An 18,953-nucleotide genomic window follows, 5' to 3' on the forward strand; every position below is an offset into this window, starting at 1 on the left:
ACGCGATGACGACCACAGAGGCGGCCGGCGCGGCGACGGGCGGCGCGCCCTCCGTGACGGACGCGACCAACGCCACATCCGGGGTGGCGGAGACCGATCACGACCGCGGGGTGCACGGCTACCACCACCAGAAGGCCGAGCACCTCAAACGGCTGCGCCGGATCGAGGGCCAGATCCGCGGCCTCCAGCGCCTGGTCGACGAGGACGTCTACTGCATCGACATACTCACCCAGGTCTCCGCGTCGACGAAGGCGCTCCAGTCCTTCGCGCTCCAGCTCCTGGAGGAGCATCTGCGGCACTGCGTGGCCGACGCCGCGGTCAAGGGCGGCGACGAGATCGACGCGAAGGTGGAGGAGGCGACGAAAGCGATCGCCCGGCTCCTCCGCACCTGACCTGCCGTACGGCCGCCGCCAGCGGCGCCGGCGGCGATGTCACTCGGAGCAGGGCTCCCGCCGGCGAGGGCCCCGGGACGGCTGCGGGTGGCGCGGGGGCGCGGGGCGCTCCACCCGTACGTTCAGCACCTCGTCGATACGGTCCGGGCTGAGCCGCTCCCCGTCCGTCGCGGACGCCGCGATCATCAGCTCGCCGCACCACTCGATCTCGGCCAGGGCCACATGGTCGTGAACGGGCGGCGTACGCACCAGAGCCACGTGCCCTCACCTCTTCCTGCCGGTCCGTCCGGTCCCGCCGGTCTCGGCTTCCTAGCGTAGGGAGGGTGATACACACCGCGCATGGCACGTCCGGACCATTTCCGTCTTGGTCCTCCTCGGTTACGGCTTGATCTGATCTTGCCGCTCCCGGAGCGCTCAGGTCTTGATCTCTCCGCTGAAGATGTCGTCCTCCGGGGGCAGCGTCACCGTGACCCGCTCCCCGAACGCGTACAGCAGCGTCGTCGAGGCGACCTCGACCGGCTGCCCCTGGTTGAGATAGCTGAACCGGTGCCTGACCTTGCGCAGCCGCCCCGCCTCGTCCAGATACGCGTCGAACGGCACCGCGTCCGCGCCGAACCCTTTCGCCGCCGCGGCCAGCGCCCCGCGCGCCTCCGCCGACGCCACCTTCGCCGCCCGGCCCAGATCGGTGACCCCCCGGTAGTGCCAGACCCGTACACCGGCCAGATCCTGCTCACCCACGAAGGTCACGTTCCGGGCGGCGCGCAGCAGCTCCGCGGAGGTGAGCGGATCCGTCACCCCGCCGGTGACCAGATTCCCGTCCTCCAGGGCCGTCGAGTCGACCCTGACCCACTTGTCGGCGGGCACCCCGGCGCCGCGGTTCTTCATGTAGAGGACGCCCGGCGCGAGCAGCTCGGTGATCGGCCGGTGCTCGCTCGCGCCCGCGGGATCCCTGGGCAGGACGACCTGGAGCCGCCCGATCCGCCGGCCGAAGTCGTAGCCGCCCTCGCCCCTGATGGTCACCCTGGTCCCGCCGGCCGCCATCTCCATCGACGTACGGGCCTTGGAGCTGCCCGCCGCACGCAGCACGTCGGCCGCCTTCCGCACCGCCCCCGGATCGCTGCCCGGCCGGTCGTCGGCCACCGCGCCGCCGCTCGCGGAACAGCCGCCCGCGGCGGCCACGACCCCCGCCACGGCCAGGGCGGCGAACGCCGCTCCTCTGTGTCCGTGCTGCCGCACCACCATCGCCTGCCAACCCCCAACACGCGTGACCGCCGTTTGTCCGAAGCCCACCCGTTCCGCATAACGACGCCCGCCGTTCCCCGTCACGCCGCACCCGGTCACGGCGCGCGGACTCACCGGTACGGTGGAGAGGTGAGCGAGCATCACGTCTCCGAACCCCCCACCGCCCTCTCCCCCGCATCCGCCGCGTCCCCCACCGCGGCGCACACGGCCTCGACCCTCGAACGCGGGTCGTTCTGCCTGGCCCGCTGTACCTGCGGCTGGTCGGGCCCGGCCCGAAGAGCCCGCGACCGCGCCCGTACGGACGCCACCGAACACGCCACCGAACACGCCGTGGACCACGCCGCCGACCGTGCGGTGGACCGTGCCGTGGACGCCGGGAACACCCTCGGCGCCACGACCTCCCTCCGCTGAGACTCCCGCCACCCGGTGGAACCCGCCCCGCCCCGTGACCCGTCCTGTACTCCAACGGCATCGCCGAGGGGACGCGGTCATCGGGAGGGGCGTACATGGAACGGCGCACACTGCTCACCGCCGCGGTCGGCCTGGCGGCCACCGCGACGGCCTGCTCGGGCGGCACGGACAGGGATACGGGAAGCGGTACGGGCGACTCCGGCAAGGCCCCGGGCACAGGACCCGAGCCGTCCGCGTCCCGGTCCACCTCCGTGGCCGCCACCGCGGCGGGACCGAGCTGGGCCGCGCTCGCGCGGGGGCTCGACGGCGAGCTCGTACGGCCCGGCGACGCCGCGTACGCCACGGCCCGTCAGCTCTACAACACCCGCTACGACGACCTGAAACCCGCCGCGGTCGCCTACGCCACCGGCGAGGACGACATCAGGGAGTGCCTCGCCTTCGCGCGCACGCACCGTACGCCCGTCTCGATCCGCGGCGGCGGCCACTCGTACGCGGGCTGGTCCAGCGGCAACGGCCGGCTCGTCATCGACGTGTCGCGGCTCGACTCGCTCACGTACGCGGCCACGGAGACCACGATCGGCGCGGGCGCCCGGCTCTCCGACGTCTACCGCGCGCTCGCGGACCGCGGCCGGACGATCCCCGCCGGGTCCTGCCCCACGGTCGGCATCGCCGGGCTCACCCTGGGCGGCGGCCACGGCGTCACCTCCCGCGCCTACGGCCTCACCTGCGACAGCCTCCTCTCCGCGACCGTCGTCACGGCCGACGGCAAACGCCTGACCGCCGACGCGCGGCGGAACACGGACCTCTTCTGGGCGCTGCGCGGCGCCGGGAACGGCAACTTCGGCGTCGTCACCGAGCTGCGCTTCCGTACGCACCCGGCGTCCGACGTCGTCGTCGCGAACGCGAGCTGGCCCTGGTCGAAGGCGGACACGCTGCTCGCCGCCTGGCAGAAGTGGGGGCCCGAGCAGCCGGACGAGATCTGGTCCGCCCTCCATCTCACGGCGGGCCCCGGCGGGCAGGCGCCCACCCTCTCGCTCTCCGTCCTCTCCCTCGGCACCGAACAGGACCTCAAGAACGCGGTCGACCGGCTCGCCGACGGCCCCGGCGGCCCCGGCTCCGCGCGCTCCGTCTCCGTACGCCGCCGCGGCTACCAGGAGGCGATGCTCCTGTACGCGGGCTGCTCCGGCTACGCCGAGGAACAGTGCAGGCTGCCCGGCACGACACCGGGCCGCGACCCCGGGGGCGCGCTCGGGCGCGAGACGTACGCCGGGGCCTCCGACTTCTTCGACCGCTCCCTCTCCGCCGCCGGGCGGCGCGCCCTGACCGCCGCGGTCGAGGGGTTCACCCGGCTCCCGGTCTCGCAGGGCGGCGCCGGTTCGATCGCGCTCACCGCGCTCGGCGGGGCGGTCAACCGCGTCGACCCGGCGGCGACGGCCTTCGTCCACCGGCGCTCGCGGATGCTGGCGCAGTACATCGGCGCGTGGCGCCCCGGTCACCCGGGAACGGAGCAGCGGGCCTGGCTGAAAAACGCCCATGGGGCGATGCGCAGGTACGCGTCGGGCGCGGCCTACCAGAACTACGCCGACCCGGCGCTGACCGACTGGCGCGCGGCGTACTACGGAACGGCGGCGGACCGGCTGGCCCGGCTGAAGGGGCGGTACGACCCGGAGCGGCTCTTCGACTTCCCGCAGGCGCTGTAGGAGTCGCGGGCGCTGGAGGAGTCACAGGCGCTGGAGGACGTACGTGTCTAGGCCGTACGGCCCACCGAGGTGGCCGCGCCGGGCGCCCGGCGATGACCTGGTAGCAGACCCGCACCGCCAGGCCACCGACCGCAAGGGCGTACTCATGCACCGACCCGGAAACCGCCCCGGAACCGGACTCCGGATAGCCGTACCCGTCACCGCCGCCACCCTGCTCCTCCTCGCGCCGGGCGCCGGCGCCGCCTCGGCCGTCGACCGGCCGACCGATCCGGGTGAGCTGACGCTCATCGACACCGCGGCGGGCCCGGCGCTGGCCGACCGGGCGGGCAACCCGCTCTATCTGCGGACGGCGGACCGGTCGGCGGGCCTCCGGTGCACCGGCGAGTGCGCCAGGACCTGGCCCGCGGCGACGGGCTTTCCGGCCAAGGGGCGGGGCGTGACGGCCCTGACCTCACGGACCGTGCTGCGCGCGGCGAACAGCGGCCGGCCGCAGGTCGTCTACAACGGGCACCCGCTGTACTACTACAAGAACGACCGGCCGAACCGCCCCCAGGGCCAGCATGTGCCGGGCTTCAGCCTGGTGGCCCCGAACGGCACGGCGCTGACGACGGGCGCGGGCGCGGGGGCGGGCGCGTCCAGGTCGCCGGGGCCGGCGGCGTCACCGAGGCCCTCCGCCTCCGGAACGATCTCGGCCACGTCGAGAGCCAGGCCCCCGGCCACCGCCACCGCCACGCGGAAGGCCCCGTCCCTCCCGAAGGCCCCGTCCGTCCCGAAGACCTCGGCCGTCCCGAAGCCGGCCGTCACGCCCAGGGCCTCGGTCACCCCCCGGAGGTCCTCCGCCGTGAGCAGTCCGTCCGTCGGGGCGCTGCGGGTCACCCCGTCCGGCGCGGCGCGGGGCGGCGCCGACCACCCGGTCGCCGCCGCCGAAGCGACGGGCCCCGCCGACCGCGACCGCGTGGCCCGGCTCGCCCTCGCCATCGGCACCACCGCCGCGGCCTCCGCGGGCACGATCCTGGTGGTACGCCGCCTCCAGCGCCGCGCGACGGGCGGCGAGCCCTGACCGGACACGCGGGGCGGACGGACGGCGCGCCCGCCCCTGACCGGGCGCCGGCCTCGGCTTCGACTTCGGCCTCGGCTTCGGCCTCGGTCTGGGCGATACGGGTGCTGCTCGCCGTCGCGGTCCTGGGCGGGGCCACCGCCGTGACGCTGCATCTGACGGCCGCGCCGCCCGCCGCACCCGCCGCGACCGCCGCCGCCCGCGAGCCCCGCCTCGTCCGTGTCACGGACCCGCCCTCCGCCCCCGTACGGCTGCGGATCCCGGCGCTCGGCGTCGACGCCGCGATCCAGCCGCTGGCGCTCGACCCGGCCGGCACGCTGGACGCGCCGAGCTTCCGGCACGCGATGAAGGTCGGCTGGTACGCGGCGGGCCCGCGCCCCGGCGAGCCCGGCCCCGCCGTGCTGGTCGGCCACCGGGACGCCCCGGCCAACCCGGGCACCGTCCCGGTCCGCAACGGCCGGGACAACATCAAGAACGCGGTCTTCGCCAGGCTGGGCCGGCTGCGGGTGGGCGAGGTGATCGAGACGGAGTCGGGCGACGGCACGCGGCGGCCGTTCCGGGTGACGGCGGTCGACACGTACCCGACGAAGCGCTTCCCCACCGAGCTGGTCTACGGTCCGGTGCCCGACCCGCAGCTACGGCTGATCACCTGCGGCGGGGTCATCGACGCGGAGGGCCACTGGGACGCGAACGTGGTCGTCAGCGCGGCAGCGGCGGCGCCGTAGCCGCGTAACCCCGTCGGTCACGTACCCCCGTCGGCCACGTACCCCCGTCGCCCAGGTCGGCTCAGGCGGCCAGGTTGTTGTCGTCCGGGCGCGGCTCGGGGATGCCCAGGGGCCGCGTACCGCCGACCGCTTCGGCACCCGCCGTACCGTCCGCCTCCCGCGCCCGCCGCGACCGGACGAGCGGGCCGAGCCGCGCCGAGCGGGAGACCGCCGAGACCAGCGGCGTCAGCAGGGCGAGCGCCAGGGGCGTGAGGAGCAGGGCGACGGCCGTGCCGAGGGCGAAGCCGCCGATCACGTCGGTCGGGTAGTGGACGCCCATGTAGACGCGGCAGAAGCCTTCGAGGAGGGCCAGACCGATGGCGGCCAGCCCGAACTTCCGGTGGGCGATGAAGATCCCGACGCCCACGGCCATCGCCATCGTGGCGTGGTCGCTGACGAACGAGAAGTCCGTCTTGCCCGTGACGAGGACTTCGAGGTCCTTGTGGTCGACGAACGGCCGCGGCCGTTCCACGAACCCGCGGATCGGAATGTTGACCAGCAGCGCGATCCCGGCGGCGAGCGGCGCCCAGACCAGCCCGGCGACGGCCGTGACCGAGTCCTCGGCCGAGCCGCGGCGGCGCACGCTCCACCAGCACCAGAGCGCGACGAGGACCAGGGCGAGCAGGATCCCGTACTCGCCGGTGAACGCCATGACGCGGTCGGACCAGGACGGGGCGTCCTTGGCCAGTCCGTTGATGTCGTAGAGCAGGCCGACGTCGGGGTTCGAACCGTCCAGTACGAGTCCAGCCATCTGCTGCGGCCCCTTGCCTTGTAAGCCCGCCGCGGCACACCTCCGTGTGCGCCGCTTCCACCAACCCCCGTGGTCGGTACGGAACATCCGCGCGACATGCCGCGTGATCAGTGATCAGTACCGCAGCTCCCGTCCAGGGAACGGCCTACACGCCGCCCCCGTTCCAGTCTCTACCGAACGATCACCATGACGTTATCGAAGAGTGACACAAAGTCGCAGCTCAGGAGGGCCGAAGGACGGAGACTTCCGGCCACCCGACCACCACGGGCCGGCCACTCGTCCGCCCGGTTCAGGCTTCGGGACGGCTCCCCGGCAGCCCGGTCGGCAGCGATTTCGCGCCGTCCTCGGTGACTCTGGTCGCCCCGAAGTAGTCCGGGGTGTCGATCTTGTCGAACCGGATCACGGCACCGGTGTACGGCGCGTTGATCATGTACCCGCCCCCCACGTAGAGCCCGACGTGCCGGATGGCCCGCGAATCGGTGAGATCGTCCGAGAAGAAGACGAGGTCCCCGGGGAGCAGTTCCTCCCGCGAGGGGTGCTTGCCCGCGTTGTACTGGTCGTTGGCCACCCGGGGCAGCTCGATCCCCACGGTCCGGTACGCGGCCTGGGTCAGCCCGGAGCAGTCGAACCGCCCTCCCTGGTCGGCGGTCCCGTTCCCGCCCCAGAGGTAGGGCGTGCCGAGCTTCTGCTGCGCGAAGTAGAGGGCCGCCGCGGCCTGCCGCGACGGGTCGACCCGTCCGACGGGCCGGGCGAAGCTCTCCTCCAGCGTCCGGATGATCTTGACGTAGTTCTGGGTCTCCCGGTACGGCGGGACGCCCCCGTACTTGATGACCGCGTACGCCCCGGCGTTGTACGCCGCGAGCATGTTGCTGGTCGGGTCGCCGGGCACGTCCTTCACATATCCGGCGAGTTCACAGTCGTACGAGGCCGCGGAGGGGATCGCGTCGGCCGGGTCCCAGATGTCCCGGACGCCGTCCTTGTTCCCGTCGATCCCGTGGGCCTCCCACGTACCGGGGATGAACTGCCCGATGCCCTTGGCGTCGGCCGGGCTCTGCGCGCTCGGGTTCCACCCGCTCTCCTGGTACAACTGCGCGGCGAGCAGGGCGGGGTTGATGGCGGGGCAGAGATTGCCCCAGGTCGACACGAGATTCTGGTAGGCGGCGGGAACGGCCCCCTTGGCCAGCCCCACGGCCCTGCCGCCCCCCGCCGTACCGCCGACGAGTCCGGCGGCGGCGGAGTACGTACCCACGACGAGCAGGGCGACGAAGGACATCGACAGTCCCCCCGCGCCGGCCACGGCCAGCCATGCCTTACGCACCGTCACCCACCCTCCGCCTCAGGGCCTCTGTCGATTGGCCAGTGTAGGCGGGAGGCCCCCGGATCAGGGGGTGCACTTCGAGGACATGAGGACACAGGGGGCGCACGGAACCCGCAGACCGGGCGAGCGGGACCATAAAGGTGTAACAACGACAGTCATTGCCCGGAGTCACGCCTCGTGATACACAGAGTAACCATACGTGAACGCGCACCACCCGATCCGTGGCTGGTCAGAGCCCCGGGTCGGTCATCTGTGCGGGGATCGGGTAAAGAGAGCCGCCAAGCGGCCCACGAGGCCAGTTCCATCAGCGAAGATAGAGCGTGACCCGTGTCATGGGGCACGGGCGTGAATGACCCAACAGGGGCGGTGAGTTACATGTACCTGGCGGCCGAAAAGGGCGACATCACCACCATCATCGGTGGCATCGCGCCCAACTGGGGGCCCTTCGGGACACTGGGGAACGAGGCCCGAGTCATGATCGAGGTCGTGATGGCGGTGGCCATCCTCCTCTGCCTCGGTATCGCGATCTGGGGCGCGGCGAAGCAACGGATCGGGGCGACGGCGCTCCGGGACACCTTCAGCGCGGAGCAGGGCAAGGGGCTGATCGTCGCCGGGCTGACCGGCGTCTTCATCATCGGCTCGCTGGGCACGCTGTTCACCATCGTGTACGGCATGGCCGTCTGACGCGGACCGGCCCCGCCGGCCCGCCTCCTCCCTCCTCTCCCTCCGTCCCCTCCTATCCCCCGCCCACCCCTCGACCCCACCTGTCCCTCGCATCCACCCGCTGAGGTTGCGTCACCCTGATGTCGAGTCACCACACCGCGCCCGCGCGGGAACCAGCACGGCTACCGTCGTACTACGCGGAATCGCACACGGCTGAGGGAGCGTACGCGGCATGAGCTTCGGCGACGAGCACGGCTACGGCGGCGACTCGGGCCGTAAGGACGACGGCTTCGGCGGCTCGGGCCAGACCCGTACCCGCCTGCCCGACGCCAGAGGCACCGACCCCTACGGCGACGGTCCGCGCCGTCCGGGCCGCAGCTCGCGCTCCCTCGTCACCGTGGTGGGCGTGGTGGTCCTGCTCATCGCCGCCATCGCGTTCGTGAACCGCGGAGGCGGCGGCGACACGGCCGGCGACACCACCAAGGGCGCATCGGGCGCGGGCGCCGACCCGACGGCGGCGACGGGCGTGAAACCGGTGACGGGCAAGAACGGAACGATCCCGTCGGGCTTCGCCAGGAACGAACAGGGCGCGGCCAGCGCGGCGGCGAACTACGCGGTGGTCCTGGGCTCGGACGGCATGTTCCACCAGGACAGCCGCCACACCGTCGTCGACAGCGTCTACACCCCCGAGGCGGCGGCCCGGCTGAAGGGGCCGCAGGACCAGGCGTACTCCCCCGAGTTCCTGCGGAAACTGGGCCTGGACGCCGACGGCAACCCCCCGCAGGGCAGCGACTTCATCTCCCGGACGATCCCGGTCGGGACGAAGGTGGAGAGCCTGGCGGGGGACACCGCGAAGGTGTCGGTCTGGTACACGGGCCTGCTCGGGATGTCAGGGCCCGACTCCACCGACCCGGTGAGCACCACGTGGAAGACCTGGACCTTCGAGCTGAGCTGGACCGGTGACGACTGGAAGATCGTCACCGACGCGCAGAAGAACGGCCCGGCGCCGGTGCCCGGGGACGTCGCGGCCTCCACCGCGGACGAGATCAGCAAGGCTGTCGAGCAGTACGGAGGCTTCACCTATGCCAGGTAGCTCCCGGCGCCCCGTCCGGTCCCGCGTCCGCGTCCGGTCCCTCGTCCGCCCCCTCGCAGGGACCCGCTCCCTCGTAGGGACCCGCGTCCGCGTCCGGTCCCTCGCAGGGACCTCCGTCCGCCCCCGGGCCCGCTCCGTCGTCGCCGTACTGGCGGGCCTCCAGGCCACGCTCCTCCTGCTCGCCACGCGCGCCGCGGCGGCGCCGACGCCCTCGCCCACCCCGTCCCCCTCGTCGAGCGGCGACTGCGATCTGCTGTCCGGCCAGGTCAAGGAGTACTGCGAGCGGGGCGAGAGCGGCACCGGCAGGTCCGGCCCGCCCACCACCACCGACGCCCTCGACCCCCTCGCCTCCCTGGCCCGCGGCTGCGCCGACGCCGCCGCCTGGATCGTCGGGAAGCTCAGCGCCGCCGTGAAGGAGACCGCCAACGTCGACTTCACCAACGCCGCCTTCCTCCGCCAGTACGCCGTCGTCTTCGCGGCCTCCACGATCCTCACGCTCGTCCTCTGGCTCCTCGCCGTCGCCAAGCGCGCCATCCGGGGCGTTCCCCTCACCACCGCGCTCTCCGAGGCCATCGGCTTCCTCTGGCTGACCGTCCTGGCCTCCGCCTTCACCCCGCTGATCCTCTACACCGTCGTCTCCGCCACCGACGGCGTCACCGAGGTCATCTCCACCTCCAGCGGCGGCCAGACCGACGTCTTCTTCGGCGGCTTCTCCGAAGCCCTCAAGAAGGGCGACAGCATCGGCGGCGGACCGATCATGCTGATCGTCGTCTCGCTCGTGTCGATCCTCGCCGCCGGTGTCCTCTGGCTGGAACTGGTCATCCGGGCGGCCCTCCTCTACGTGGGCGCGCTGCTCGGCACCGTCGTCTACGCCGGGCTGGTCGACAAGAACATGTGGGGGCACGTCCGCCGCTGGGCCGGGATCATGATCGCCGTCATCATGGTGAAACCGGTGATCGTGGTCGTCCTCGCCCTGGCCGGCGCGCTCTCCGCCGACAGCGGCCCCGACGCGCTCTCCGCCGTCGTCTCGGGCCTCGCCATCATCATCCTCGCGATCTTCGCCTCGGCGATGATCTACCGCTTCGTGCCCGGCTTCGGCGACGAGATCGCCTCCGCCCGTACCAACCGCAAGCAGGCCACGGACGGTTCCCAGGCCGCCGCCCTCATCAGCTCGCCCGCCGCCCTCGTCTCGCAGGGCATCAAGACCCACAGCGGACGCGGCGGCCAGGGCGACGGCGGAGGCGGCGGAGGCGGGGGCGCGCGGCCCGCCAACCCGATCTCCGGCGGCGTCGCCGCGCACAGCGCGCGCAGCGCCTCCGGCGGCACGGGCGGAGGCGGCGGAGGCGGAGGCGGCGGACACATCCCCTCCGCCACGCCCCCGCCCCGCAGCAGCAGCCCCACCAGCTCCACCCCGCACAGCGCACGCGGCTCACGCGGCACCGGTAACGGCAACAACAGCACTGGAGGTGGAGGGCGTTGACGACTCAGATCCAACCGATGGCGCCCCGCCGTACGTATCTCATCGGCCGCGCCAGGCCCAACGCGATCGTCGGCAAGAACCGCGAGACCGGCGAGATCGCCCTGATCATCGCCGGCGCGTTCGTCGGCATGATGTGCGGCCTGCTGGTGCCCGTCCTGTCCCTGCGGATCGTGACGCTGACCGGCTTCCCGCTGCTCGCGCTCGGCGCCGTGTACGTGCCGTACAAGCAGCGCACGCTCTACAAGTGGTTCGAGATCAACCGCAGCTTCAAGCGCACCCTGCGCAACGGCACCGTCTACCGCTCCGGCGCCATGGAGGCCGGCACCCGGACCGACGGGCGCGAGGTCGAGGTCGGCCCGCCCCCCGGCATCGGCCGGATCAACTGGCTGGCCGCGCCGTTCGGCCCGGACGAGATCGCCGTACTGCTCCACGCCGACCGCCGTACCGTCACCGCCGCCATCGAGATCGAGGGCCCCGGCGTCGGCCTGCGCGACAGCGAGGACCAGGAGGCCCTGGTCGACCGCTTCGGCACGCTCCTCAAGCATGTCGCCAACGGCGACGGCTTCGTCACCCGGCTCCAGATGCTCGCCCGTACGCTGCCCGCCGACCCGGACGCGCACGAGAAGGACGTGGCCCAGCGCGGCGACGCCTCCTCGCCCGGCTGGCTCCAGGACTCGTACGACCAGCTCCAGTCGATGGTCTCCACCTCCAGCGAGCAGCACCGCGCCTACCTCGTCGCCTGCATGCACTACACGCGCGAACTGGCCGCCGAGGGCCAGGCCATGGCCCGCGCGGCCCGGCAGGCCGCCGGTACGAAGAAGCTCGACCGGGACGCGGGCCTCGCCGTCGTCATGGCCCGTGAGCTGACCGACATCTGCGCCCGGCTCGCCGAGGCGGACATCCGTGTACGGCAGCCCCTCGGCCAGGGGCGGCTGGCCTCGCTCGTGCACTCGATGTACGACCCGGACCACCCGATCGACCACATCCAGGCCATGACGAAACGAAACGCCTGGCCGGCCGAGCTGGACGCCATGGAGCCGACGTATCTCCAGGCCAAGACGCGCGAGTCCTCGACGCGCGCGCCCTGGTGCCACTCCACCGCCTGGGTCAAGGAGTGGCCCATGACGCCCGTGGGCGTCAACTTCCTGGCGCCGCTGCTCGTCCACACCCCCGATGTGATCCGTACGGTCTCGGTCACGATGGATCTCGAACCGACCGAGATCGCCATCGAGCGGATGCTGACGGAGAAGACCAACGACGACGCGGAAGCCAGCCGCGCCGCCAAGATGAACCGCACGGTCGACCCGCGCGACATCGCCGCGCACGGCCGGCTGGACCAGCGGGGTGAGGATCTCGCCAGCGGGGCCGCGGGGGTGAACCTCGTCGGGTACATCACCGTGTCGTCCCGGTCCCCCGAGGCCCTGGCCAGGGACAAGCGGACGATCAGGGCGTCGGCCGGCAAGTCGTACCTGAAGCTGGAGTGGTGCGACCGCGAGCACCACCGGGCCTTCGTGAACACCCTGCCGTTCGCGACCGGTATCCGCCGCTGACCCGGCGGCCCCCACCCACGCGGTCCGCTGCCGCCCGACCCGCCGTAGCTGCCCGACCCGCCGTAGCCGAAGAGCCGAAAGGGGCTTGTGGTGCGAGATCCGCTGTCCGTCCTCACGGAAGCCTTCACCAGCTTCCTCTTCGGGAAGGTGGAGACGACCCGGCTGCCCGTCCGTACGTCGACGGGCCAGGCCCAGGCCGTCTACCTGCCCACCGCGGCCCCCGGCCTCGGCGACTCGGGCGTGATCATCGGCCGTGAGGTCTACAGCGGCAAGGGCTACATCTACGACCCCTTCCAGTTGTACGGACAGCAGCTCCCCGCCCCGCACTGGCTGGTCCTCGGCGAGTCCGGCAACGGCAAGTCGGCGCTGGAGAAGACGTACGTCCTGCGCCAGCTCCGCTTCCGCGACCGCCAGGTCGTCGTCCTGGACGCGCAGGGCGAGGACGGCGCCGGCGAGTGGAACCTCATCGCCCAGGAGCTGGGCATAACCCCCATCCGGCTGGACGCGATGGCGGCGCTCGACCACGGGATCCGGCTCAACCCGCTCGATCCGGCGATCACCACGACCGGGCAGCTCGCCCTGCTCCGTACGATCATCGAAGTCGCGATGGGCCACGGCCTCGACGAGCGCTCCGGTTTCGCGCTCAAGGTGGCGCACGCCTACGTCAACGCGACGAGCAGCGACCGGCAGCCCGTGCTGATGGACATCGTCGAGCAACTGCGCCATCCCGAACCCGAGTCGGCCGAGGCCATGAACGTCGACCTGGACGACGTACGCGCCTGGGGCCTGGACGTCGCCCTGGTCCTGGACCGGCTGGTCGACGGTGACCTGCGGGGCATGTTCGACGGGCCGACCACGGTCGGGATCGACCTGGACGCCCCGCTGATCGTCTTCGACCTCTCGCACATCGACCGCAACTCGATCGCGATGCCGATCCTGATGGCGATCGTGGGCGTCTGGCTGGAGCACACCTGGATCCGCCCCGACCGCAAGAAGCGCATCTTCCTGGTCGAGGAAGCCTGGCACATCATCAACTCGCCCTTCGTCGCCCAGCTCTTCCAGCGGCTGCTGAAGTTCGGCCGGCGGCTCGGCCTCTCCTTCGTGGCGGTGGTCCACCACCTCTCCGACGTGGTCGACGGGGCGGCGGCCCGGGAGGCCGCGGCCATCCTCAAGATGGCCTCGACCCGCACGATCTACGCCCAGAAGGCCGACGAGGCCAGAGCGACGGGCCGGGTCCTCGGCCTGCCCCGCTGGGCGGTGGAGATCATTCCGACGCTCACCCCCGGGATCGCCGTCTGGGACGTCAACGGCAATGTCCAGGTCGTCAAACACCTGGTCACGGAGGCGGAACGGCCACTGGTCTTCACCGACCGGGCGATGACCGAGAACTCCGAGGCATCGGACGCCGCCGACGCGGCCGAGGCCCGGCGCGCCGGACTGCTGCCACCGGAACCGCACGAGCCGCACGAGGACATGCGGGCCGCGGAGTGGGAGGCGGAGCAGCGGGCGGCCCTGCTGGAACGGCAACGGGAGTTCGACGAGTCCTCCGAGTCGACGGTGGCGTGACATGCCGCGCCACCACCAGGAGGAGCGGCGCCCCGGACACGGCGGCCAGGGCGGCATCCCGGACGGGCTGCTGCTGGGCCTGCTGGGCTTCCTGCTCGGGCTGACGCTGCTGGTCTGGACGGCCACCGGGCTGGCGGGACTCTTCGCCCACGGCGGCTGGCCGCGGGGCGTGACCTTCGTCCGTACGCCGATGGCCATGCGCGAACTCGCCTCGGCACCGCACGACCTGCCGGGCGCCTGGCCGGAGACCCCGCCGGGGGAGCTGTCGGGGTACGGGCTGTTCTGGGGCCTGCTGATCAGCCAGCTCATGGTGCTGACCGTCCTGACGGTTTTCGTGCTCGGGGTGGTGGCGCGCTACCGGGTGGTACGGGCGAGACGCAAGGAGCAGGAGCGGTACGAGGGGTACGAGGGGGACGCGCGAGACACCCGGGACGCCCGGGACGCCGTACCCCGGCAGGCCCCCGCACCGGTCCACGAGCCCGCGCTGGAACACACGCTGGAGCACGCGCCGCCGGCGCACGACACCCTCGGCAAGAACCCACCCCAGAGACCGAGCCCGGTCCCTGCCCCGGCCTCTGCCCCGGACCCGATCCCTGTACCAACGGCGGTACCAACGGCGGTACCAACCCCCGTACCGGCCCCCGCCCCTCTGCCCGTCCCCGCCCCGCGCGTACGGTACGGCGACCCGGCCACCCGACGCCCCGTCGCCGTCCAGGCCGTCCTGGACGCCGTGGGCCCCGCCCTCGTCGTCACCTCCGCCCCCGCCGTCTGGGCCGAGACCAAGGACGCGCGGGCCAAGCTCGGCCCCGTCCTCGTGTACGACCCGGGCCACCTCTGCGACACCCCCGACCGGCTCCACTGGTCCCCCACCGCGGGGTGCGAGGACCCCGTCACCGCCGCCGCCCGCGCGACCGCGCTGCTCTCCCCCGTACGCCCGCACGCCCTGCTCGACGCCGCCATGGCCGACACGGCGGAGACGCTCCTGCGCTGCTGGCTGCATGCCGCGGCGGTGGACGCGCGGCCGGTGAAGCAGGTGCTGCGCTGGGCGCAGGGCGGGGGCGCGCAGGAGGCCGTACGGATACTCCGTACGCACCCCAAGGCGGCCTCCGGCCTCGCCGGGCTGCTGGAGTCCGCCCTCACCGGACACCCCGAACGCCGGGAGGTCGCCCAGCAGTTGACGGCGCGCGCGCTCTCCGCCCTCTCGTCGGTCCATATCCGGAACGCCTGCACGCCGAACAGAACCGATGCCCTCGCGCTGGATTCTTTTGTGAGCGAGGGGGGCACGCTTTATGTGGTGGGCGAGTCGATCGAAGATCCCCGCGCCCGCCCGGGTGCGATGCCGCTGCTCACCGCACTCACCTCAAGCGTGGTCGAGCACGGCCGCCGCATGGCCGCACGGTCATCTGACGGTCGGCTCGACCCACCAATGTCCCTCGTCCTGGACGACGTGGCGGCGGTGGCGCCGTTCCCCCGCGTCCCGGAGCTGCTGACCACCGGCCAGGACCGAGGCATGCCGACGCTCGCCCTGCTCCGCTCCCGGCAGCAGGGCAAGGACCGCTGGCCCCACGAGGAACTGCCGGACGCTCCGTAGGGAACTGCCGGACGCTCCGCAGAGGCCGGACGTCCCTCAGCCGGCGGGCTGGGTGAAGCGGATGCTGTTGCCGAAGGGGTCGCGGAGACCGCAGTCGGTTCCGTACGGACGTTCGGTGGGCTCGTCGGTGAACTCGACGCCCCGGGCCAGCAGCGTCTCGTACGTCTTGCGGCAGTCGTCCGTGCTGAAGAAGAGCGAGCCGCCCGTGGCGCCCTTGGTGACCAGCTCGCGGACCTGCTGCGCCGTCTCCTCGGACATCGCGGGAGGGCCCGGCTTCTCCAGCAGGACCTGGCGCTCCGGGTGACCGGGAACGTTGACGGTCAGCCAGCGCATGAAGCCCAGGTCGACATCGGTGTTGACCTCCAGGCCGAGCTTGCCGACGTAGAAGTCGAGGGCCTCGTCCTGATCGAGGACGTATATCTGCGAGTGCGTGATGGCGTTGAACATGTTCATCACGCTACTGGGCGGGCCGGGCGAAAACTTATCCAAAACTGCTCGGCCGCTTCCACGCCATGGTGAAGCAGTTCGGTACGCCCGTGACCGCCGTCTCCGTAGCCACCTCCTTGGCCGCGGCCTGCTCGGCCACGGCTTCCTTCCGGTACGTCCTCGGCGACCGGCCGACGATGTCGTGGAACGTACGGCTGAAGGTTCCCGGGCTGCCGAAGCCGACCTCGAAGCAGATGTCCGTCACGCTGTGATCGCTCTCCCGCAGCAGGAACATCGCCCGCTCGACACGGCGACGCTGCAAGTAACGGTGCGGCGTCTCACCGAACGTCGCCCGGAACGTGCGGGTGAAGTGCGCCGGCGACACATGGGCGATCCGGGCCAGGGCCGGGACGTCCAGCGGCTGCGCGTAGGCCCGGTCCATCGCGTCCCGCGCACGGAGCATCCGGCGGTTGGTCTCTTCCACGGCCCGGCTCACGGGCGCTCGACCGCCAGCTCCGGCGCCCACGCCCAGCCGGCCGCCGGGTCCCGGAGCGCGTCGAGCCGGAGCTCCCTGGTCCTGGGCCATTCGTCGGGGCGTACCGGCCGTATCACGTGGTTCATGCGCCGATCCTCCGCGCGCACAACCCCGCCCGCAACGCCGTTTTTCCCCGCCCCCGGCCTCCGTACTCCCCCGGTACTACGCGGCGCCCCGTCACCCGCCCCCGGTACGACGATCCGCGCCCGCCCGCTGCCTACCGTCGACACCATGGTTCTGGGAGCACCCTGCTCAAGCACTGCGGCGTACGCCCCCTCCCCGCGACACCACGGGGACGACGAGAATACGGGGGTGCGCACGACAGCCGAGGAGCGCGTCACGGACGCCGGGACGGCGCCCGGCGAGGGCTGGTCGGCCGGTGCCCAGCCGCTCACGGGCCGGCTGAACCGGCTCGCGGGCCGGGTCCGGCGCTTCGACCGCCGGCACCCCCTGACCTGGGACATCCACGTCACCGCCTTCTTCCTGGTGGCGGCGCTCATCGACGCCTCGGGCGGCTGGCGGAGCACCGCGCTCACCCCGGATGCGCCGACGTGGCTGGTGGTGGTGATGAGCCTCGGCTTCTGCGTACCGCTGCTGTGGCGCCGCAGTCACCCGGTCACCGCGATGCTGGTGATGCTGCCGTTCGCCCTGGTCAACACATGGAGCGGCGCCCACCTTCAGGCGTACTTCCTCCCAACCGTCGCCCTTTACAACATCGCGCTGCGGCTCCCGCTCCGTACGCTCACCGCCTCCGTCGCCGTGGGCCTGGCGCCCTTCGCCCTGGCCCTCGCCCGCTACACGGCCGACAGTTGGAACTACTACATCGTGCCGGGGGCGAACATCCTCATGATCGGCGCGCTGCTGGGGCTGGCCGTACGCAGCCGCCAGGAGTACACGGCCTCGCTGGTGGAGCGCGCGCGGCGGCTGGAGGTCGAGCGCGACCAGCAGACCCAGCTCGCCGCCGCCGCCGAACGCGCCCGTATCGCCCGCGAGATGCACGACATCATCGGCCACAACCTCTCCGTCATCACGGGCCTCGCGGACGGCGGCTCCTACGCGGCGAAGAAGAACCCGCAGCGCGCTTCGGAGGCGCTGGAGGCCATCGGCACGACCAGCCGCCAGGCCCTCGCCGAACTGCGCCGCCTGCTCGACGTCCTGCGCGAGACCCCGACCGCCGAACTGGCACCGCAGCCCGCGCTGGCCGACCTGGACCATCTGCTCGACGGTGTACGGGCCGCCGGGCTGCCCGTCCACCTGACCGTGGCCGGACCGGCGTACTCGCTGCCGGCCGGGCAGCAGCTCACGGTCTACCGGGTGGTGCAGGAGGCTCTCACCAACACGCTCAAGCACGCGCGCCGGGAGGACGGGAAGCCGCCAGAAACAGACATGAACCTGTCATACGCAGCGGACGGTGTGACGGTGACGATCACCGACTCCGGGGCAACGGCCTCCCGCGACCGGGGCGAGCCCGCCACGGGCCGGGGCATCCCCGGAATGCGTGAGCGGGCGGCCCTGTACGACGGCACACTGGAGGCCGGCCCGCTGCCGCACCCGGCGCACGGCTGGCGCGTCCGCCTCCACCTGCCCAGCATCCAGAAGGACACCGCAGACCAGTGACCACCGTGCTCGTCGTCGACGACCAGCCGATGCAGCGCTTCGGCTTCCGCATGCTTCTGGAGAGCCAGGACGACATGACGCTCCTGGGCGAGGCGGGCAACGGCACGGAGGCGGTACGGCTCGCGGCCGAACTCCACCCGGACGTCGTCCTGATGGACATCCGCATGCCGGGCCTGGACGGCATCGAGGCCACCCGCAGAATCGTGGCGTCCGGCAGCCGGAGCAGGATCCTCATCATGACGACGTTCGACCTGGACGAGTACGCGTACGCCGGGCTGCGGGCGGGCGCCAGCGGCTTCCTGGTCAAGGACGCGCTCCCGGAGGAACTGCTCTCCGGGATACGTGCCGTCGCGAGCGGCGACGCGGTGGTGGCCCCGAGCCTGACGCGCCGCCTCCTGGACGCGTACGCCCACCGCCTGCCGACGGCGCGCACTCCCCCGGCCCACCAGGAGCCGGCCGACACCCATCCCAGGCTCGCCCGGCTCACCGACCGCGAGCAGGAGATCCTCACCGCCATCGGCCGGGGCTGGACGAACCAGGAAATCGCGGAGCGCTTCCACCTCGCGGAATCGACGGTGAAGACGCATATCTCCCGCATCCTCGCCAAGACGGGTGCACGGGACCGCGTCCAGGCGGTGATCCTGGCGTACGACAGCCGCCTGGTGAGCCCGGAATGAACGGGGGGCGCATGCAAGGGGGCCTAAACGGGTCTGGAACGCAGAAATGCCCCGCACCAGAGGTGCGGGGCATTCCCGTCAATGATTGTTCGGCGGCGTCCTACTCTCCCACAGGGTCCC

Annotated in this window: 19 protein-coding genes and 1 pseudogene; 13 read left to right on the top strand and 7 right to left on the bottom strand. The window is 72.4% G+C overall.

Annotated elements, in window-relative coordinates; genetic code table 11:
• Positions 1-5 precede the first annotated feature (5 nt).
• Positions 6-392: a metal-sensitive transcriptional regulator gene (locus tag ACIO3P_RS22740; RefSeq protein ID WP_329824693.1), complete on the top strand. Its 387-nt coding sequence runs from the start codon at positions 6-8 to the stop codon at positions 390-392.
• Positions 393-431: 39 nt separating this feature from the next.
• Here the strand turns inward: ACIO3P_RS22740 and ACIO3P_RS22745 are convergent, their stop codons facing one another.
• A complete protein-coding gene (locus ACIO3P_RS22745) occupies positions 432-650 on the bottom strand; it encodes a hypothetical protein (protein WP_401855482.1) in 219 nt (72 codons plus the stop codon).
• 156 nt (positions 651-806) lie between these two features.
• Positions 807-1,634: a hypothetical protein gene (locus tag ACIO3P_RS22750; RefSeq protein ID WP_401855479.1), complete on the bottom strand. Its 828-nt coding sequence runs from the start codon at positions 1,632-1,634 to the stop codon at positions 807-809.
• Positions 1,635-1,763: 129 nt separating this feature from the next.
• Between ACIO3P_RS22750 and ACIO3P_RS22755 the strand changes: the two are divergent.
• The 4 genes and pseudogenes from ACIO3P_RS22755 to ACIO3P_RS22770 form a co-directional block, all read left to right on the top strand.
• A pseudogene (locus ACIO3P_RS22755) lies at positions 1,764-1,961 on the top strand (hypothetical protein); the annotation flags it as partial.
• Positions 1,962-2,140: 179 nt separating this feature from the next.
• A complete protein-coding gene (locus ACIO3P_RS22760) occupies positions 2,141-3,745 on the top strand; it encodes an FAD-binding oxidoreductase (protein WP_401855477.1) in 1,605 nt (534 codons plus the stop codon).
• A 145-nt stretch (positions 3,746-3,890) separates the two neighbouring features.
• Complete coding sequence (locus tag ACIO3P_RS22765; RefSeq protein ID WP_401855474.1) at positions 3,891-4,805, top strand: hypothetical protein; 915 nt, start codon at positions 3,891-3,893, stop codon at positions 4,803-4,805.
• 101 nt (positions 4,806-4,906) lie between these two features.
• A complete protein-coding gene (locus ACIO3P_RS22770; RefSeq protein ID WP_401855472.1) occupies positions 4,907-5,527 on the top strand; it encodes a sortase domain-bontaining protein in 621 nt (206 codons plus the stop codon).
• Between the two features lie 61 nt (positions 5,528-5,588).
• Here ACIO3P_RS22770 and ACIO3P_RS22775 read toward each other — a convergent pair whose 3' ends face one another.
• Both ACIO3P_RS22775 and ACIO3P_RS22780 read right to left on the bottom strand, forming a co-directional pair.
• On the bottom strand, positions 5,589-6,317 hold the full coding sequence (locus ACIO3P_RS22775) for a phosphatase PAP2 family protein (protein ID WP_329824687.1): 729 nt from the start codon (positions 6,315-6,317) through the stop codon (positions 5,589-5,591).
• A gap of 289 nt (positions 6,318-6,606) precedes the next feature.
• Positions 6,607-7,590, bottom strand: a complete 984-nt coding sequence (locus ACIO3P_RS22780) for a bifunctional lytic transglycosylase/C40 family peptidase (protein WP_329825099.1) — start codon at positions 7,588-7,590, stop codon at positions 6,607-6,609.
• Positions 7,591-8,010: 420 nt separating this feature from the next.
• Between ACIO3P_RS22780 and ACIO3P_RS22785 the strand changes: the two genes are divergently transcribed.
• The 6 genes from ACIO3P_RS22785 (at position 8,011) to ACIO3P_RS22810 (ending at position 15,578) form a co-directional block, all read left to right on the top strand.
• Entirely contained in the window at positions 8,011-8,319 is a 309-nt protein-coding gene (locus ACIO3P_RS22785; RefSeq protein WP_003985768.1) for a hypothetical protein, read from the top strand.
• Between the two features lie 211 nt (positions 8,320-8,530).
• The gene (locus ACIO3P_RS22790) at positions 8,531-9,391 is read left to right on the top strand and encodes a hypothetical protein (RefSeq protein WP_329824686.1); all 861 of its coding nucleotides are present in this window, start codon (positions 8,531-8,533) and stop codon (positions 9,389-9,391) included.
• On the top strand, positions 9,381-10,871 hold the full coding sequence (locus tag ACIO3P_RS22795) for a hypothetical protein (RefSeq protein WP_401855468.1): 1,491 nt from the start codon (positions 9,381-9,383) through the stop codon (positions 10,869-10,871). Before ACIO3P_RS22790 ends, ACIO3P_RS22795 begins: the two co-directional genes overlap by 11 nt.
• Positions 10,868-12,421: an SCO6880 family protein gene (locus ACIO3P_RS22800; RefSeq protein WP_329824685.1), complete on the top strand. Its 1,554-nt coding sequence runs from the start codon at positions 10,868-10,870 to the stop codon at positions 12,419-12,421. The genes ACIO3P_RS22795 and ACIO3P_RS22800 overlap by 4 nt, the downstream gene beginning before the upstream one ends.
• 90 nt (positions 12,422-12,511) lie before the next feature.
• Complete coding sequence (locus tag ACIO3P_RS22805; protein ID WP_401789616.1) at positions 12,512-13,987, top strand: ATP-binding protein; 1,476 nt, start codon at positions 12,512-12,514, stop codon at positions 13,985-13,987.
• Between the two features lies 1 nt (position 13,988).
• Positions 13,989-15,578 carry a type IV secretory system conjugative DNA transfer family protein gene (locus ACIO3P_RS22810; RefSeq protein WP_401855465.1) on the top strand — a complete coding sequence of 530 codons (1,590 nt, stop codon included), beginning with the start codon at positions 13,989-13,991 and terminating at the stop codon, positions 15,576-15,578.
• 36 nt (positions 15,579-15,614) lie between these two features.
• Here the strand turns inward: ACIO3P_RS22810 and ACIO3P_RS22815 are convergent, their stop codons facing one another.
• From ACIO3P_RS22815 to ACIO3P_RS22825, 3 genes are read right to left on the bottom strand one after another with little or no spacing between them, the layout of a single operon-like run.
• Positions 15,615-16,025 (bottom strand): VOC family protein, encoded by a 411-nt coding sequence (locus tag ACIO3P_RS22815; RefSeq protein ID WP_329824681.1) that lies wholly within the window; start codon positions 16,023-16,025, stop codon positions 15,615-15,617.
• 34 nt (positions 16,026-16,059) lie between these two features.
• Positions 16,060-16,500, bottom strand: coding sequence for a helix-turn-helix domain-containing protein (locus tag ACIO3P_RS22820; RefSeq protein ID WP_401855462.1), 441 nt, complete (start codon positions 16,498-16,500; stop codon positions 16,060-16,062).
• Positions 16,497-16,625 carry a hypothetical protein gene (locus tag ACIO3P_RS22825; RefSeq protein WP_401855461.1) on the bottom strand — a complete coding sequence of 43 codons (129 nt, stop codon included), beginning with the start codon at positions 16,623-16,625 and terminating at the stop codon, positions 16,497-16,499. Before ACIO3P_RS22825 ends, ACIO3P_RS22820 begins: the two co-directional genes overlap by 4 nt.
• 226 nt (positions 16,626-16,851) lie before the next feature.
• Here ACIO3P_RS22825 and ACIO3P_RS22830 point away from each other — a divergent pair, with 226 nt between their 5' ends.
• Positions 16,852-18,156 carry a histidine kinase gene (locus tag ACIO3P_RS22830; protein WP_401855458.1) on the top strand — a complete coding sequence of 435 codons (1,305 nt, stop codon included), beginning with the start codon at positions 16,852-16,854 and terminating at the stop codon, positions 18,154-18,156.
• Positions 18,153-18,833, top strand: a complete 681-nt coding sequence (locus ACIO3P_RS22835; RefSeq protein WP_329824677.1) for a response regulator transcription factor — start codon at positions 18,153-18,155, stop codon at positions 18,831-18,833. Before ACIO3P_RS22830 ends, ACIO3P_RS22835 begins: the two co-directional genes overlap by 4 nt.
• Positions 18,834-18,953 lie beyond the last annotated feature (120 nt).

It is taken from the genome of Streptomyces sp. NPDC087310 (assembly GCF_044744405.1).
Taxonomy (GTDB): Bacteria; Actinomycetota; Actinomycetes; order Streptomycetales; family Streptomycetaceae; genus Streptomyces.